This is a genomic window from Pelovirga sp. C15f (assembly GCF_057178085.1).
The window spans coordinates 38,887-54,696 of the sequence record NZ_JBXUCV010000002.1 but is presented as its reverse complement, the minus strand read 5'-3'; the positions used below and the strand labels follow the sequence as shown (position 1 = coordinate 54,696).

The 15,810-nt window shown below is 56.8% G+C and carries 12 protein-coding genes; 10 read left to right on the top strand and 2 right to left on the bottom strand.

Translation table 11 applies throughout. From position 1 onward, the window contains the following. Nucleotides 1–78: 78 nt before the first annotated feature. The 10 genes from mfd to AC1931_RS05365 all read left to right on the top strand — a co-directional run bounded on the left by mfd (nucleotide 79) and on the right by AC1931_RS05365 (nucleotide 13,202). A complete protein-coding gene (gene mfd / locus AC1931_RS05410) occupies nucleotides 79–3,564 on the top strand; it encodes a transcription-repair coupling factor (RefSeq protein WP_483876224.1) in 3,486 nt (1,161 codons plus the stop codon). Nucleotides 3,565–3,629: 65 nt separating this feature from the next. Continuing rightward, on the top strand, nucleotides 3,630–4,637 hold the full coding sequence (locus tag AC1931_RS05405) for a peptidylprolyl isomerase (protein ID WP_483876223.1): 1,008 nt from the start codon (nucleotides 3,630–3,632) through the stop codon (nucleotides 4,635–4,637). A gap of 27 nt (nucleotides 4,638–4,664) precedes the next feature. Next, the gene (locus tag AC1931_RS05400) at nucleotides 4,665–5,615 is read left to right on the top strand and encodes a SurA N-terminal domain-containing protein (RefSeq protein WP_483876222.1); all 951 of its coding nucleotides are present in this window, start codon (nucleotides 4,665–4,667) and stop codon (nucleotides 5,613–5,615) included. 24 nt (nucleotides 5,616–5,639) lie between these two features. Beyond that, nucleotides 5,640–6,479, top strand: a complete 840-nt coding sequence (locus AC1931_RS05395) for a diguanylate cyclase domain-containing protein (RefSeq protein WP_483876221.1) — start codon at nucleotides 5,640–5,642, stop codon at nucleotides 6,477–6,479. Between the two features lie 106 nt (nucleotides 6,480–6,585). Then, nucleotides 6,586–7,590, top strand: a complete 1,005-nt coding sequence (gene pdxA / locus AC1931_RS05390) for a 4-hydroxythreonine-4-phosphate dehydrogenase PdxA (protein WP_483876220.1) — start codon at nucleotides 6,586–6,588, stop codon at nucleotides 7,588–7,590. Between the two features lie 116 nt (nucleotides 7,591–7,706). After that, nucleotides 7,707–10,526 (top strand): excinuclease ABC subunit UvrA, encoded by a 2,820-nt coding sequence (gene uvrA / locus AC1931_RS05385; protein ID WP_483876219.1) that lies wholly within the window; start codon nucleotides 7,707–7,709, stop codon nucleotides 10,524–10,526. A gap of 110 nt (nucleotides 10,527–10,636) precedes the next feature. After that, nucleotides 10,637–10,981 carry a hypothetical protein gene (locus tag AC1931_RS05380; protein WP_483876218.1) on the top strand — a complete coding sequence of 115 codons (345 nt, stop codon included), beginning with the start codon at nucleotides 10,637–10,639 and terminating at the stop codon, nucleotides 10,979–10,981. Nucleotides 10,982–11,096: 115 nt separating this feature from the next. Continuing rightward, the gene (gene cls / locus AC1931_RS05375; protein ID WP_483876217.1) at nucleotides 11,097–12,515 is read left to right on the top strand and encodes a cardiolipin synthase; all 1,419 of its coding nucleotides are present in this window, start codon (nucleotides 11,097–11,099) and stop codon (nucleotides 12,513–12,515) included. A 9-nt stretch (nucleotides 12,516–12,524) separates the two neighbouring features. Then, nucleotides 12,525–12,707 (top strand): 4-oxalocrotonate tautomerase DmpI, encoded by a 183-nt coding sequence (gene dmpI / locus AC1931_RS05370; protein ID WP_483876216.1) that lies wholly within the window; start codon nucleotides 12,525–12,527, stop codon nucleotides 12,705–12,707. 15 nt (nucleotides 12,708–12,722) lie between these two features. After that, complete coding sequence (locus tag AC1931_RS05365; RefSeq protein ID WP_483876215.1) at nucleotides 12,723–13,202, top strand: DUF1499 domain-containing protein; 480 nt, start codon at nucleotides 12,723–12,725, stop codon at nucleotides 13,200–13,202. A gap of 360 nt (nucleotides 13,203–13,562) precedes the next feature. Here AC1931_RS05365 and AC1931_RS05360 read toward each other — a convergent pair whose 3' ends face one another. Together AC1931_RS05360 and AC1931_RS05355 are read right to left on the bottom strand one after the other, a co-directional pair. Next, nucleotides 13,563–14,936, bottom strand: a complete 1,374-nt coding sequence (locus AC1931_RS05360) for an ATP-binding protein (RefSeq protein ID WP_483876214.1) — start codon at nucleotides 14,934–14,936, stop codon at nucleotides 13,563–13,565. Continuing rightward, nucleotides 14,936–15,649 (bottom strand): response regulator transcription factor, encoded by a 714-nt coding sequence (locus tag AC1931_RS05355; protein WP_483876213.1) that lies wholly within the window; start codon nucleotides 15,647–15,649, stop codon nucleotides 14,936–14,938. Before AC1931_RS05355 ends, AC1931_RS05360 begins: the two co-directional genes overlap by 1 nt. Between the last annotated feature and the right edge of the window lie 161 nt (nucleotides 15,650–15,810).

Here is a 15,810-nt window from a genome sequence, read left to right as displayed (position 1 = left end):
TCGATGCGGCCGAAAGACACGAGATGGTCGGGCGCGCCGATGGTGCGCCCGTTGCTTTTTCAAGAATGACAGCAGCACATGAACGAAACTGACCCCGCTCATATCCGCCACGCCACCCTGCGCTCCTGCCTTGATGCCATCGCTGAACCGTCGCAGACCATCGACATTGTCGGGCTGCGGGACGGTGCCGAAGCTTTATTACTGGCACGCCTGCTGAATGAGCAGCAGGGTCTCACGGTTGTCCTCTGTCCTAATCAGGAACAGGCTCGCCAGCTGGTTAGCGACCTCTGTCTTTTTCACCCCCGCGCCGAACAGATCGGTCTGCTCCCTCACTGGGAGATGAACCCTTACGATCCCCTGACTCCCCACCCGGAACTCGAGGCCACCCGCCTGGCGACCCTGGCAGCCCTGTCCGGAAGTCGCCTGAAAGTCCTGGTCCTGCCGATCCGTTCGCTGATGCAACGGGTTATCCCCCGCCGGATTCTCGATCAGGTGGCATTACCTCTGCTCGCCGACGAAGAATATCCGCGACAGCCGCTGCTCGACTCCTTACTGCAGCTCGGCTACCAGCCGGTCTCCCTGGTCGAAGATCGTGGCACCTTCGCTGTGCGTGGTGATCTGGTTGATATTTTTCCGGCCGCTGCCAGCAGCCCTGTCCGCATCGATTTTTATGGGGATTATATCGAAAAGATCCGACCCTTTGATCCCGCCACCCAGCGTTCGGAAAAATCCACCCTGGCGGGGGTGACCCTGATCCCGGCCCGGGAAATGATCCTTCATGGCCCTTTTCTGGAAACCCTGGCACACAAACTTAAACAGCGCTGTGATCAGCTCTCAATCCCCCGCGCTGAGCGCGAAGCTATCATGACCGAACTGCGCGAAGGGATTCTCTCCCCCGGTCGCTCTTTTTTACTGCCGTTGAACTACCCGGAACTGGATCCTCTTACCGCTTACTTTGACCAGCATCGCCTGGTGTTGATCGAGCCGCCGGCGCTGGAACGAGAAGTTGATCAGTTCGATCAGGACATCCGCCGCGGCGCAGAGCGCATGATGAGCGAACGGCTACCTCATGCCGACCGCCAGTCTCTCTATCTTGATCCGGCGCACGTCGGTCAGTTGATCAATGCGAGGAATCGGATCGAATTTTCCCGGCTGCATCTGCTGCAACTGGACGATCAGCGCCAACGCTTCTTTTTCAACTGTTTCGGTAATGATAACTTGCGGGCTAAACCCACCAGCGATCAGGACGGCCTTGAACCCCTCGTCGAACGTTTACACCAGTCCCGTCAGGATAACTGGCGCACCCTGCTGGTCTGTCGTCAGCGCAGCCAGGCCGAGCGTCTGCAGGAACTTCTCTTTGGCCATAACATCCACCTCGACATTGAAACCGATGAGCGCCTAAGCGGACTGCGTCCGGGACAAGCACGCCTGGCTATCGGCACCATCAGTGCCGGCTTCAGCCTGCCCGACGACAAACTCATCGTCATCAGTGAAGAGGACATCTTTGGCCGCCGCAGCCATCGCCGCCAGAGTGGCACCCGCCGTGCCCGCCAGTTGCTGGGCAGCCTCGCCGAACTCAGGGAAAATGACTACATCGTCCATACCGACCACGGTGTCGCTCGCTATCGTGGTCTCACTCATCTGAAAACTGGTGACATTGAAGGGGATTTTCTCCACCTCCAGTACGCCGGTAGCGATACCCTCTATCTGCCGATTGAGCGCATCGAAAAGATTCAAAAGTATGTGAGCGCCGAAGGACAGAGCCCGAAACTCGACAAGATGGGCGGTCAAGGCTGGGAAAAAGCTAAAATCAGGGCGCGTGCTGCGGTCGAAGAACTGGCCCGCCAGCTGCTGGAAGTCTATGCCAGACGTGAACTGCGCGAGGGTTTTGCCTTTTCCCCCCCGGACAACCTTTATCGCGAATTTGAAGCAACCTTCCCCCACGAGGAGACCGGCGATCAACTCCAGGCAATCAGTGAGACCTTGAAGGATATGCAGTCCCCGAGGCCGATGGACCGGCTGATCTGCGGTGATGTCGGCTACGGCAAAACCGAAGTTGCCATGCGCGCCGCAGTCAAGGCGGTCCTGGATAACAAACAGGTGGCGGTATTGGTACCGACCACTGTCCTCGCCCGCCAGCACTGGCAGAGCTTCAGTCAGCGGCTGGAGGATTTTCCCATTCGGGTCGACATGATCTCGCGCTTCCGCAGCCCCGCCGAGAACCGCGCCACCCTGGAAGCAGCGGCTGCCGGCAAGATCGATATCCTGATCGGAACCCATCGCCTGCTGCAGCGGGATGTCCGCTTCAACGATCTTGGCCTGCTGATTGTCGATGAAGAGCAGCGTTTTGGCGTGGCCCACAAAGAGAAGCTCAAGCAGTTACGCGCTGAAGTCGACATCCTCACCCTGACCGCCACGCCGATTCCGCGCACCCTGCACATGAGCATGAGTGGCCTGCGCGACCTGTCGGTCATCGAAACCGCGCCGGTCGATCGCCTTGCTATCCGCACCTACGTGACCCGCTTTGATGAGGAATTGATCCGCCAGGCAATCCTGCGCGAACTCCGCCGCGGTGGCCAGGTCTACTTTGTTCACAATCGGGTTCAGACCATTGATGCCATGGCTGAGCAGTTGCGTCAGATTGTTCCCGAAGCAACCATTGCGGTCGGCCACGGCCAGATGGCGGAAAAACAGCTGGAGCAGGTGATGCACGACTTTGTTGGTGGCAAAACCAACCTGCTGGTCGCCTCGACCATCATCGAAAACGGCCTCGATATTCCCCGCGCCAACACCATGATCATCAATCACGCCGATCATTTCGGTCTTTCCCAGCTTTACCAGCTGCGTGGCCGGGTAGGGCGCAGCGACCGCCGCGCCTACGCCTATCTGCTCATCCCCGGGGAGGCGGCCCTGACCCGAGAAGCGCGTGAACGCCTGCGAATCCTGCAGGAATTGACTGAACTCGGTGCCGGCTTTCGCATTGCCAGCCACGATCTTGAACTGCGCGGGGCGGGTGACCTGCTTGGTGGCAAACAATCGGGACCGATCGCTGCCATCGGTTTTGAAATGTACAGCGAACTGCTTGAAGAGACCATTGACCGCTTGCGTGGCAATGAGCGCCAGGAGCGTATCGACCCGGAAATTCGTCTCGGCCTCTCCGCTTTCCTGCCGGAAGCCTATGTACCCGACCCCAATCAGCGTTTGCAGCTCTATCAGCGCATGGCCGCGACCGATGAAGATGAGCAGCTGTTCGACCTGGTTGATGAACTGCGTGACCGCTTTGGTGAACTCCCGGTCGTCGCCGAAACCCTGATCGGCTCCATGCGCATCCGCATCCTGCTCAAACGCCTGTGGATTGAACTACTGGAATACGATGGCAAGCAGCTAAGCCTGTTGTTTCATGCTTCCACTCCGGTCTCCCCCGAGCAGATCCGCCGTCTGGTCACCGATCAGGCGCAGCGCTATCGTCTTGGTAGCGATTATCGCCTCACCATTGAGATCGGTCGCCACAGCCCGGGCGAACTGATCAGCCTCTCCCGCAAGGAGCTGCAGCAACTCATCTGATCGCAGAACAGCGTTCAAACAGAAATGGAAACCGGTGACAAACCAGCTGATTTTCAAAGATAATCGTGTTAATTTCAGACACTGGTTTGCCCCTATGGAGGATCACCCTGACCATCACTATCCGCTACCTGCTCCTGTTCTTTCTCGCCGCCAACTTACTGGCCTGCCAGGAAAAACCGGCACCAACAGCCGTACCGCAACAACCCGTGGCCGCCGCGCCCCTGATCGCGGTTGAATCGCGCACCGTCAGTCTTGAGCAGTTTAACCGTCAAGTACGGATGAACTATCCACATATTGATGATCTTCCTGCACATGAACGAATTCGCCTACAGAGGCAGATAGCCACCCAGCTCATCGATCGCGAACTGATCCACATGGAAGCTGCGCGCCTCGATGTACGCTTGTCTCCTGATGAATTCGATGCCGCCCTGACCGGCATCCGTGGTATTCACAATAGTGAGGAATTTGAGCAGAATCTGCGTGACGCAGGCATCAGCCCGGAACTGTGGCGCGAATCCTTGCGTTTTCGTCTGCTGATCAGCAAAATAACACAGACGATAGTCAGCCCTCGCATTGAGATTTCACAAGCCGACATGGAGGCCTACTATCACGACCATCGCGAAGACTTCCAGCGCCCGCAAGAGGTTCGCGTTCATCAGATGCTGCTGGCGACCCGTGAAGCCGCTCTGGAGGTAAAAAAACACTTGCAGGATGGCGCAGATTTCGCCACCCTTGCCAGGCAGCATTCCCTGTCACCTGACAGTGAAGAGGGAGGCCTTCTGGGTTATTTTTCTGCGGGGGCGCTACCACCGGAATTTGATGCGGTGATTTTCTCACTGCCCCTGCGCCAGATCAGTGATCCGGTAGCAAGCCCTTACGGCTTTCATCTGCTGATGGTCGACCGCAAACGTAACGCCGGACAGCGTCCTTTTGAAGCGGTTGCGGATGAAATCAAAGAACTGCTCTACCAAAAGCAGGAAGAAGTGTTGCTGCAACAATGGCTGAAGGAACTGCGTGAAAATGCCGAAGTTAAGGTTGACTGGGAGCAGATTCTCCCACATTCGCCCCGTTAAAGGGATAGCGTTTAAGGAAGATAGACGATGAAGAGATTCACTTTTGGTTTTCTGCTCATGGTGCTGTTAGCGCCGGCAGCTCCCCTGACGGCGCAAACCATCTCCAGCGTTGCTGCTGTGGTTAACGCGGATGTCATTACCAGCTATCAGCTTGATCGTGCCGTCGAGAGGCTAGTAACAAACCAGAACCCGTCCAGTACCCCCAGCGACCAGGAGTTGCTGAAACTGCGTCAGGAAGTTCTTGAGCAGCTGATTAATGATCTGCTGCTGCAACAGCGCAGCAAGGAACTCGGCCTGGCGGTCACTTCCCAGGAAATCGATGCAGCAGTTGACGACGTGATGACCAACAACAATCTGGATGCCAGCACTCTAGAAGCGGCCCTGGCCGCCGAGGGGATGACCCTGGAATCTTATCGCCAGCAGATCCGTGACGAAATTCTACGCTACAAGCTGATGTCCCAGGAGGTCAATTATCGCGCCCGGGTCACCAGTGGTGATGTCCGCCGCTATTTTGAAGAAAATATCGACCAGTTCGACACCCAGACCCGGCTGTTTGTCAGCCGCATCAGCTTTGCCCTTCCTGCTGACCTCAGCAGCGGCGAGGCAGCACGCATCGAAGAGCAAGCCAACACAAGTCGCCAACGGCTGCTTGACGGCGCACCTTTTGATACGGTGCTTGCCGAAGCAGGCGACATGGCAGAGGGTGGTATTATGGGAGAACTGGTATTGAGTGACCTTGCCGCCCCGCTGCAACAGGCGCTGCAAAATCTGACTACCGGTGATATCAGTGTTCCGACGGAATTAAACCAGCAACTCCACCTGTTTATTATCAACGAACGCCGGTCCGGTGAAGAGTTAGCCTTCGAGCAGGCTAAAGACAGCATTGAAGAGCGCCTCAGACGCGAGAAAACCGAGGAGCGCTTCATCGAGTGGGAAGAAGAACTGCGCAGCAACGCCTATATCGACCGTCGCCTGTAACATCAACCTACCGGGTCATCCACTATGCCGAAATCTGCCATCATTTTTGCTCTGGAAGAAAATCACCGTCAGCGTCTGGCGCAGCGCATCAGTGATCTGCAGCTGTTTGATCAACTCTATTTTTCTGCCACTGCGGAGGAACTGCACCGGTTGGTCAAAAACACCTCGGCAGATCTGATCTGCTGCGAACTTGACGCACCAGTCGACCGGTTGCCGCCCTGGGCTGATCTGATCCGTAAAGGGTTCTGCCGGGTTCTGTGCTTTACCGATAAACACTCCCCAATCCGCCTGCGTCTACCTACCGGGAGTGGTTATGTCGACAACCAGATTGATGCTTCCAGCCTGAAAGAGGTCGTTCAGTCCCAGCTTGAGGCCCCTTTACAGAGCCCACCACCGCCTGCTACCGGCATCAATGAGCAGGTGATGGCGGAACAGAAGGTATACAGTCGTTTTTACTTTGATACCTTTTTGGGCAAAGAACTGTCGCGCAGCAAGCTGACGGGACGTCCGGTCAGCCTGCTGCTGCTTGAACCCCATCTGACCCAGCACCACCAGAAGGATCAACAGCTCCTGGAACCATTTCTGGTTCGGGTTACCCGGGCAATCAAGAACCAGATCAGATCGTCCGATCTGCTCTGCCGTTACCAGCGCCAGCGGCTTGCCATTCTGTTGCCGGAAACCCCGTGTGAGCGCGCTACAGAGCTGCTTGAGCGGATTTTAGTCGGTGTGCGCAGCAACTTCCCCGAGCAACGCATCCCGTGGACGACAGCCATTGTCTGCCCCACCCCAAGCGATCCGGAGAATCCCCACAGCCTGATGCAGCAGGCGGTTACCCAACTTGAACGGTCACAGCCGAGGTTCTGACCCTGCAAAACAAGACCACCCGGCTTTTCTGCATCCCGCCTTGTTTCCGCCCCGGTGCTTCCGTTATATTGAACAATTACGTTGCAACCTGACCAAGGAATGTAAGATGCGACCCTTGTTAATCACCATGGGCGACCCGACCGGGATCGGCCCGGAGTTGATTGTCAAAACCCTGCTCGCTGGCGACCTGACATCCCTGCCGGCGCCGGTGCGGGTCATTGGCGATATCGCGGCCCTGAAAAAGGCCGGGCAGGTTTTCGGAATCGTTGCCAGAGAGACTGAAGAAGCAGGTCCAACCGTTCGTCTCGATTTCAACGGTCATTGGCTCGAAGTGGAAGCCTGCTCACGCTTGACCCCGGCCAACCTGAATTACGGCCAGCCCGATCAGGCCTGTGGGCGGGCCATGGCCGCTTACATTGACCGGGCCGCCCATCTGTGCCTGAGCGGCAGCGCCCATGCCATGGTCACTTGTCCGATCAACAAGAAAGCGATTAACGCCGCCGGATTCAATTTCCCCGGTCATACGGAATTTCTCGCCACCCGTTGTGGGGTCAAACAGGTGGTGATGATGCTTGCCGGTGCCCGCCTTAAGGTCTGCCTGGTAACCACCCACCTCCCTTTAGCGACGGTGACACACCAACTCTCGGTGGAGACAATCCTCACCACCCTGCGCATCACCCATGCCTCGTTGCAGCATCAGTTTGCCCTGCACCGGCCGCGCCTTGCGGTTCTTGCCCTGAATCCCCATGCCGGAGAGAACGGCTTGTTTGGTGATGAGGAGCAACGCCTGATTGTGCCGGCGGTTAACGCTGCTTGCGCTGAAGGGATTGCCGCCAGCGGCCCGCACAGTGCCGATACCCTGTTCCATTTTGCCGTACACAAAGATACCGCCGATGCGGTTATCTGCATGTATCACGACCAGGGTCTGATCCCGCTGAAGCTGCTGCACTTTGACGACGCCGTTAACGTCACCCTGGGGTTGCCGATCATCCGCACCAGCGTCGACCACGGCACCGCCTACGACCTGGCCGGCAGCGGCAGAGCCAGCACCGCCAGCCTGTGTGCTGCCCTGCGCATGGCGGCGGCGATGAAAACATCTGATAATGGGTAGGGGTTCGTCGTTCCCATGGCCCCACGTGAAACAGCCGCGTCCCTTGGATTGGGAGTTATAAGATCCTGCTCAACAGTTACAGCACCTCAACCCTTTAACGAAACCGACAGAAATTCATGATTGATCATATCCGTATCCGTGGTGCCCGCGAGCACAACCTGAAAAATATCGATATCGACATCCCACGCGATCAGCTGGTGGTGATTACCGGGGTTTCCGGGTCGGGGAAAAGTACCCTGGCCTTTGACACGATCTACGCCGAAGGCCAGCGCCGCTACGTGGAAAGCCTGTCAGCCTATGCCCGTCAGTTCCTCGAGCAGATGGAAAAACCCGACGTCGACCAGATCGACGGCCTCTCCCCGGCCATCTCCATCGAGCAGAAGACAACCTCAAAAAACCCCCGCTCCACCGTTGGTACAGTAACCGAAATTTACGATTACCTGCGCCTGCTCTATGCCCGGGTCGGCGTCATCCTCTGCCATCGCTGCGGTCATAAAATTGCCGCACAGACAGTGGAACAGATGGTCGACCAGATCATGCTGCTGCCGGAAACGACCCGCCTGATGGTGATGGCCCCCATCGTCCGCGAGCGCAAGGGGGAATATCGCAAGGAACTGGCGCAGCTGCAGGCCGCCGGTTATGTACGCATGCGCATTGACGGCGAAATGCACGAGCTGGGCGACCCCATCAGCCTCGACAAGAACAAGAAACATACCCTGGAGGTTGTGGTTGATCGGCTGGTGATCAAAGCTGACATCACCTCCCGTCTGGCCGAATCAATCGAAACCGCGGTACAGCTCGCCGACGGTCTGGTACGGGTGGAGATCCCCGATGGTGACAGCATGCTTTTTTCAGCGCGGCATGCCTGTATCGAGTGTGGGCTGTCCTACCCGGAAATCACTCCGCGCATGTTTTCCTTCAACAATCCTCACGGTGCCTGCCCTGACTGCAGCGGGCTCGGCACGCGGATGCTCTTTGACCGCGAGCAGGTGGTTCCCAATACCCAATTGTCCCTGCGTGACGGCGCCGTGGTGCCGTGGGACAGCCGCACCGGCTTCTATTATCAGGCCCTGCTGGAGGCACTGGCTCTGCATTACCAGTTCGATATGCGCACCCCTTTTGATCAGCTGAGCCAGAGCATGCAGGACGTCATCCTTTACGGTTCCGGCGGCAAGAACATCCGTTTTTTTTACGATCAGGGAGAAAAGCGCCATTTTTATGAAAAACCCTTTGAAGGAGTGATCCCCAACCTTGAGCGCCGCTACCATGAAACCGATTCTGACGGCGTCAGGGAAAATCTCGAACGTTTTATGAATGTCATCCCCTGCCAGACCTGTCATGGCGCCCGGCTCCGCCCTGAGGCCCTCCATATTACCATCGGCGACAAGAACATCCAGCAGACCACCGCCATGTCCATTGCGGACGCCGAGGCGTTTTTTCTGCAGCTCACATTGCCTCCAAAGGAGATGGAGATTGCCCGCCGCATCCTCAAGGAGATCCGCGAACGTCTCTCCTTTCTCTCCCATGTCGGGCTTGATTATCTGACCCTGGATCGCAGTGCCGGTACCCTGTCCGGCGGTGAAGGGCAGCGTATCCGCCTGGCAACCCAGATCGGTTCGTCCCTGACCGGGGTACTCTATATCCTTGATGAACCCTCCATCGGCCTGCATCAGCGCGATAACCAGCGCCTGTTGACGACCCTCAAGCGCCTGCGCGATCTCGGCAATACGGTCCTGGTCGTCGAACACGATGAGGAAACCATCTGTGCTGCTGACCATGTGATCGATATGGGACCGGCAGCCGGAGTCAATGGCGGCCGCGTTGTTGCCCAGGGAACACCCACGGAGATTATCGCCTGTCCCGAATCGCTGACCGCCGACTACTTGTCCGGTCGGCGGCGGATCATGATCCCTGCCGAGCGTCGCAACAGTGAGCGCTGGATCGAGATCAAAGGGGCTCGCGCCAACAATCTGCAGGATGTTGATGTCCGCATCCCCCTGGGGGTATTGACCTGCTTTACCGGTGTCTCCGGTTCGGGTAAATCCTCACTGGTTATCGAAACCCTCTACAAAGCCCTGGCCCAGTACCTGCACCGAGCGCGGGAAAAAGCCGGTCCGGTCAAGAAAATCAGCGGGCTCGAGCAACTCGACAAGGTCATCGATATTGACCAGTCCCCCATCGGCCGCACACCCCGCTCCAACCCTGCCACCTACACCGGGGTCTTTACCGATATCCGCGATCTGTTCGCGCAACTGCCTGAGGCCAAAATTCGCGGCTACAAACCGGGACGGTTTTCCTTTAATGTCAAGGGGGGGCGCTGCGAAGCCTGCAGTGGCGACGGCATCATTAAAATCGAAATGCATTTTCTCCCCGATGTCTACGTGCAGTGCGACGTCTGCAAGGGGGCGCGCTATAATCGCGAAACCCTAGAGGTCAAATACAAGGGGAAAAGTATCGCCGATGTCCTCGCCATGACCGTCAACCAGGCCAGTCAGTTTCTTGAGAATATTCCCCGGATTCACAACAAGCTGCAGACCATCAGGGATGTCGGTCTCGGCTACATCAAGCTTGGCCAGAGTGCCACCACCCTCTCCGGTGGTGAGGCCCAACGGGTCAAGCTGGCACGCGAACTCGGTAAACGGGCGACAGGGAAAACGATCTACATCCTCGATGAACCGACGACCGGACTGCATTTTGCTGACATCCACAAACTCCTTGAGGTGCTCAGCCGTCTGATTGAAACCGGCAACACCGTGGTGGTGATTGAACACAATCTCGATGTCATCAAAACCGCCGACTATATCATTGACCTCGGCCCCGAAGGTGGGAGCCGGGGTGGTCGGATCATCGCCACCGGAACCCCGGAAGAGGTTGCCGCCTGCGACGCCTCCTTTACCGGACGCTATCTGCGTGACAGCCTGAAGGCGACCGGCTGAGGACATACGCGGTTCCGGTTTCTTTCCCTTGGCATTCCTGCTGATCTCAACTATGATGGTGTTTCAATTTTATAACCTTGGGCTGACAATTAGTCCCTGTGGAGTGAGGAATGAGCAGCAAAATCGGCAACAAGAAGTGCAGTCAATGTGGTGCCCTGTTAACCGGCGGGTATTGGTGTAAGGAGTGTAAAGCCGTATTCAAGTGCCCGATCCCCGGCTGTGAGGCAACCGTCAAACCGGGGGCGCAGGAGTGTGGCCGTTGCGGGCTGTTCTTTGAAGATTATCTGTCCCAACGTAAAATGTACCGGCGCTGCCCCAAGTGCAAAAAAAAACAGGGACTTTCCGAACATCAATGCCGCTTCTGCCGCCACTGGTTCAATTGCCCCACCTGTGGTGACAAGGTCTCCACCAACACTGTCCTGACGTGCCCACGCTGCGGCACGTCCTTGCGCTGACACCCAGATCCGGCAGCGACTGGTGCTGGTTTCTTTTCAAACAGCGTTCTGGACTTCTCTAATAATAACTGCTAACGTGCCGTAACTATTACTCCCTTTCACTGCCGGAGCGTCAATGCTGACCTTACTGGTGGCCATCCTTTGGGCTTTCTCCGTCGGCTCAGCCGGACATGCGCTGCTCACCAAGCGTGATCCGCGCGCCGCTCTTGGCTGGATTGTCACCTGTCTTGCCATGCCCGGAGTGGGAGCTCTGTGCTACTGGCTCCTCGGCGTCAACCGTATCCGTACGCGGGCTCGTGAACTGCAGGAACAGGGAGAAGGGATGCCCTGGCTCCATGTCAACGTCCCCCCGACGGCGCAGGATATTGCCTGTTACCCGAGCGACGATACCAGCCGTGCCCTGATCACCCTTTCCGATGCCGTCACCCGCCGACCGCTGGTCAGCGGCAACCGGGTCGAGATCCTCCACAACGGTGAACAGGCCTATCCGGCCATGCTCGATGCGATCCGCAATGCCCGCGAATCGGTCTTTCTCTCCAGCTATATCTTCGCGCCTGACAGCCTGGGAATGCAATTTGTCCGTGAACTGATTAGCGCTGCCGACCGCGGTGTCGATGTGCGTATCCTGATCGATGCCTTTGGCGAGTTCTACTCACGTGGCAGGGTGCGACGCCATTTACGTGGCACCAAGGTGAAGGTCGTCTCTTTTCTGCCGCCACGCTTGCTGCACAGCCTCTATTTCAACCTGCGTAACCACCGCAAGCTGTTGGTGATTGATAACCGCATCGGCTTTACCGGCGGCATCAATATCCGGGAGCGCCATCTGGTCGCAGCAGCACAGGACTCCATCCGGGTTATCGACATCCATTTCCGGCTGCAGGGACCGGTCTGCGAGCAACTGCGGGATGCCTTCATGGAGGACTGGCACTATGCCACCAAGGAAAAACGCAAGCCGCGCCAATGGCCACGGCCTGCAACCATGGGCGATGCCTGTTGTCGCGGCATCAGTGCCGGACCTAACGAACCTCACGAAAAACTCAACTGGATTATTATCGGCGCTCTGTCCTGTGCCACATCCCACATTCGCATCATGACCCCCTACTTTATTCCCTCACGGGCGCAACTGGCAGCTATCAACGTCGCCGCCCTGCGTGGTGTACGGGTGGAGATTATTCTCCCGGCGCAGAACAACCTCCCCTTTGTCGGCTGGGCCGCCAACGCCTACCTGTTTGAGGTGCTGGAACACGATGCCCGTGTCTATTTCCATCCTCCACCATTTGTCCACAGCAAGCTGCTGCTGATTGATGATAAATATGCTCTGATCGGCTCCGCTAACATCGACCCGCGCAGCCTGCGGCTGAATTTTGAGTTTAATGTTGAGGTGTTTGATCAACAGACTGTCGCCGAACTCAGCGAACACTTCGACCGCTCCCGTGATCGATCCCGTCAGATGACCCTGAAGGATGTAGACAGCCGTCCTCTGGCCACACGTTTGCGTGACTCCTTCTTTAAGCTTTTTTCACCTTATCTCTAGGAGACAAGCATGCCGATTATCACCCTTGAAGGCCCGCCCTTGAGCCTGGAAAAAAAGCGTACCCTGGCGAAAGAGCTGACCAGCCTGGCGGCCAAGGCATATGATCTGCCCGAATCGACGATGATCATCATGTTGCGCGATAATGCTCCAGATCAGGTTGCTGTCGGTGGCACCCTGATTGCTGATCGCTGACGGCCGGAGGAAACCATGACCCGTTTTACTGACAGACGACTACCCCTCAAAGCCTTCCCACTGCTGTTGTCCCTGAGCCTGTGCCTGTTATCCTGTGCCGGCAATCGCCCGACCGACCTTGGTGTTGTGGCGGACAAACTATCCCCCTGCCCTGCTTCGCCCAACTGTGTCTGCAGCGATTGTGACTCGGCCAGACACCAGATTGCCCCGTTTATCCTTGTCGCTTCGGCGCAGCAGGCCTGGGAGGCAGTTTATGAACAGATAACCGCGCTACCACGCACCCGGATTATTTCTGCCAGTGACAATTATCTCCATACCGAATGCCGAAGCGCGGTTTTTGGTTTTGTCGATGATCTGGAATGGCATCTGCGCCCGGAAAAGGGCATCATCGCCGTGCGCTCCGCTGCGCGCCTGGGTTATTACGATTTCGGTGTCAATCGCAAACGCATCGAGACCCTGCGCTCAGCATTGCAGGCACGTGGTATCGTGCATTGACAGGGGAATCACCCCCATCGGCTCAGCCGCTGAAAAAAAATGAACAGCCCACAGGATAAATATCCCGTGGGCTGTATTGGTACATGTTATTTGCGTGTTTCGTGACCGTCGCGATCCCCTGTTATTGGCCGTCAGCGGACTTACCGTCGGTTGAATCGGTCTTTTTGCTTCCGTCACGCGGAAGCTGACAACTGTCGGACATTCAGGTCTGAATTCCCAGACGCGGCAGAATCCAGCGATTCAAAATAAACCAGACGGCAACGATGCCGAGGATAAGCGTCCATTCCATCTCTTGACTCCTTTGTTTGCAGTTAGACCAATCTTAGACTAAACCCAAGATAAAGTCAAATATTCATATATCTATATGTTTTTGGGGATAAGGATCGTGACCAGCAGCCCTCCCTGCCGCTGATTCTCCGCCCGGATGCTGCCGCCGTGCAGGGCAATGGCACTTTTGGCGATGGCCAGACCGATACCGGTGCCGCCGCTCAGGCGATCACGAGCATCGGCAACCCGGTAAAAAGGCTCGAAGATCTTTTCCAGGGAGGCAGCGGGGACACCAGGGCCCCGGTCGGAAACCCTGACCTCCCAGAAACGCCCTTGCGACCCCAGGGAAACCCGAACTTCTCCGGCTTCGACGGTATATTTAACGGCATTACGGATAACATTCTCCAATGCCTGTGCCAGTAAATCTTCTGAGCCGGTTATCGCTGCCGGTCCTGGTGATTCAAAAACAACCCGGCACTGACGCGCCGCCGCCTCAAAGTCAGCGTCCTGGACCAACTTTTCAAGTAATGCCTGTAGATCAAGGGGGCTAAAACCTTGCTCATTGAGGCCGCTGGTCATACGTGTTAACCCCAGCAGCTGGCCGATCATCTCATTCATCCGTTGTGCTTCAAGGCCGATCCGTTCCAGGGCTTTTGTCCCGGCATCGCTGCTTGATTGCTGACGCGCCAACTCGAGGGCAACATTCAGGCGCGCCAGGGGTGAGCGTAACTCATGGGAAAGATCACGCAGCAATTGCTGTTGATCGGAGATCAGGGTTTGAATTTTAGCTGCCATATAATCGAAATCGTGTGCCAGACCGCCGAGTTCATTTTTGGCATTAATCTCGTCACCAATGCGGGTTGCCAGATCACCGGCGGCGAAACGATGGGTAGCATGGCGCAGACGACTGATCGGTGCCGCCAGAGAGCGGGCCAGAACAAAGCAGACCAGGGCGGTGATAGCAAGCAGCAGCATTAGCTGCACGCCGAGAAAACCACGGGTTATCATCTTGAAGAAATCGCGCGGGGCTGGTCGCTCCGGCAGGGTGATAACAACAACATAGTCATGGCCACTGCCGCCCTTAACCGTGGCAGCAATCCCATTTCGGGTTCCCTGCATCGGCAGCACGACTTCACCACTGCGCAGGGCGCGTAATGCCATGTGTTGCGCCCGACGATGGATCGTACGGCGGCTTAACAGCTGCACCTGCTGGTCGAAAAGAATCAGCTCGATTCCTGATTCGCGCAGCAAACGCTCCGTATACTGATCCACTGCCGGAACTCCCGCGGTTTCGAAAGCACGGATCGCTTCACGGCCATATTCGGTGATCGCGCGCCGGCTAAAGCTCTGATGCGCCAGGGGCGGAAACTCCTGATCCCGAAAATAGGTCAACACCACCACCGACGCGGTAACCAGCACAATAATCAGGAGAAAGTAGAGAAATATCTTTAAAAACAGACTGCGCATCAGGATTCATTCTCCGGCAGGGAATACAGATATCCGACCCCGCGCACGGTACGGATCCGTTCGGTCTGCCCGTAGCTGTGGCCAAGCTTTTTGCGCAGGGCACTGACATGGACATCGACACTGCGATCATAGGCCGAAAGCTGCCGTCCCAAAACCTGTTCCACCAGATCTTCACGGCTGACAATTTCACCGGCATGGGCAAGCAGCGCTTCGAGCAGGCTGAATTCCACCGAGGTCAGTTCCACCCCCTGGCCATTCTGTTTGACAGTACGGTTGGTCGCATTCAGTAGCAGATCTCCGATCCGGTATTCTGTCTGCACCCTGGATCTGGAGCTGAAGCCCCCCAGAGCGCCCTCAAGGCGCCGCTGGATTGCCCGGATACGTGCTACCAGCTCACGGGGGTTGAATGGTTTCGGGAGATAATCATCGGCGCCCAGTTCGAGCCCGACAATCCGATCAACATCGTCACCACGGGCCGTCAGCATGATCACCGGAACGCGGCTGTTGGCGCGAATCCTGCGCAGCACATCAAAACCATTCAGCCCGGGCAGCATAACATCCAGCACCACCAGATCATACGCCTGACCGGTCGCCACCTCGGCACCCTGATCGCCACGATGAACCCCGTCAACCTGAAAGCCTTCACCACCTAGATAATCCTGGAGCAGTTCGCATAACTCCGTGTCATCATCGATCACCAGAATCCGTTCCATAGTGACTCCTGTAAGCCCTGGACTTCGACTTTTTTGATACATTTCGTATCATACCTGCTGACCATTTCCTGCGCTGTAAAGAAATGTAAAGCCCATCAGGCGCAACAGCTTTACCTAACTTTACCTAGAACGCACAGCTCTTAACCCACATTTACCGTTAT

What these genes read in the sequence shown, in the direction of transcription:
- dmpI (WP_483876216.1), top strand. Translation starts at nt 12,525, where the DNA reads ATGCCGATTATCACCCTTGAAGGCCCGCCCTTGAGCCTGGAAAAAAAG.
- mfd (WP_483876224.1), top strand. Translation starts at nt 79, where the DNA reads ATGAACGAAACTGACCCCGCTCATATCCGCCACGCCACCCTGCGCTCC.
- AC1931_RS05365 (WP_483876215.1), top strand. Translation starts at nt 12,723, where the DNA reads ATGACCCGTTTTACTGACAGACGACTACCCCTCAAAGCCTTCCCACTG.
- AC1931_RS05395 (WP_483876221.1), top strand. Translation starts at nt 5,640, where the DNA reads ATGCCGAAATCTGCCATCATTTTTGCTCTGGAAGAAAATCACCGTCAG.
- AC1931_RS05380 (WP_483876218.1), top strand. Translation starts at nt 10,637, where the DNA reads ATGAGCAGCAAAATCGGCAACAAGAAGTGCAGTCAATGTGGTGCCCTG.
- AC1931_RS05360 (WP_483876214.1), bottom strand. Translation starts at nt 14,936, where the DNA reads ATGCGCAGTCTGTTTTTAAAGATATTTCTCTACTTTCTCCTGATTATT.
- uvrA (WP_483876219.1), top strand. Translation starts at nt 7,707, where the DNA reads ATGATTGATCATATCCGTATCCGTGGTGCCCGCGAGCACAACCTGAAA.
- AC1931_RS05400 (WP_483876222.1), top strand. Translation starts at nt 4,665, where the DNA reads ATGAAGAGATTCACTTTTGGTTTTCTGCTCATGGTGCTGTTAGCGCCG.
- AC1931_RS05355 (WP_483876213.1), bottom strand. Translation starts at nt 15,649, where the DNA reads ATGGAACGGATTCTGGTGATCGATGATGACACGGAGTTATGCGAACTG.
- cls (WP_483876217.1), top strand. Translation starts at nt 11,097, where the DNA reads ATGCTGACCTTACTGGTGGCCATCCTTTGGGCTTTCTCCGTCGGCTCA.
- pdxA (WP_483876220.1), top strand. Translation starts at nt 6,586, where the DNA reads ATGCGACCCTTGTTAATCACCATGGGCGACCCGACCGGGATCGGCCCG.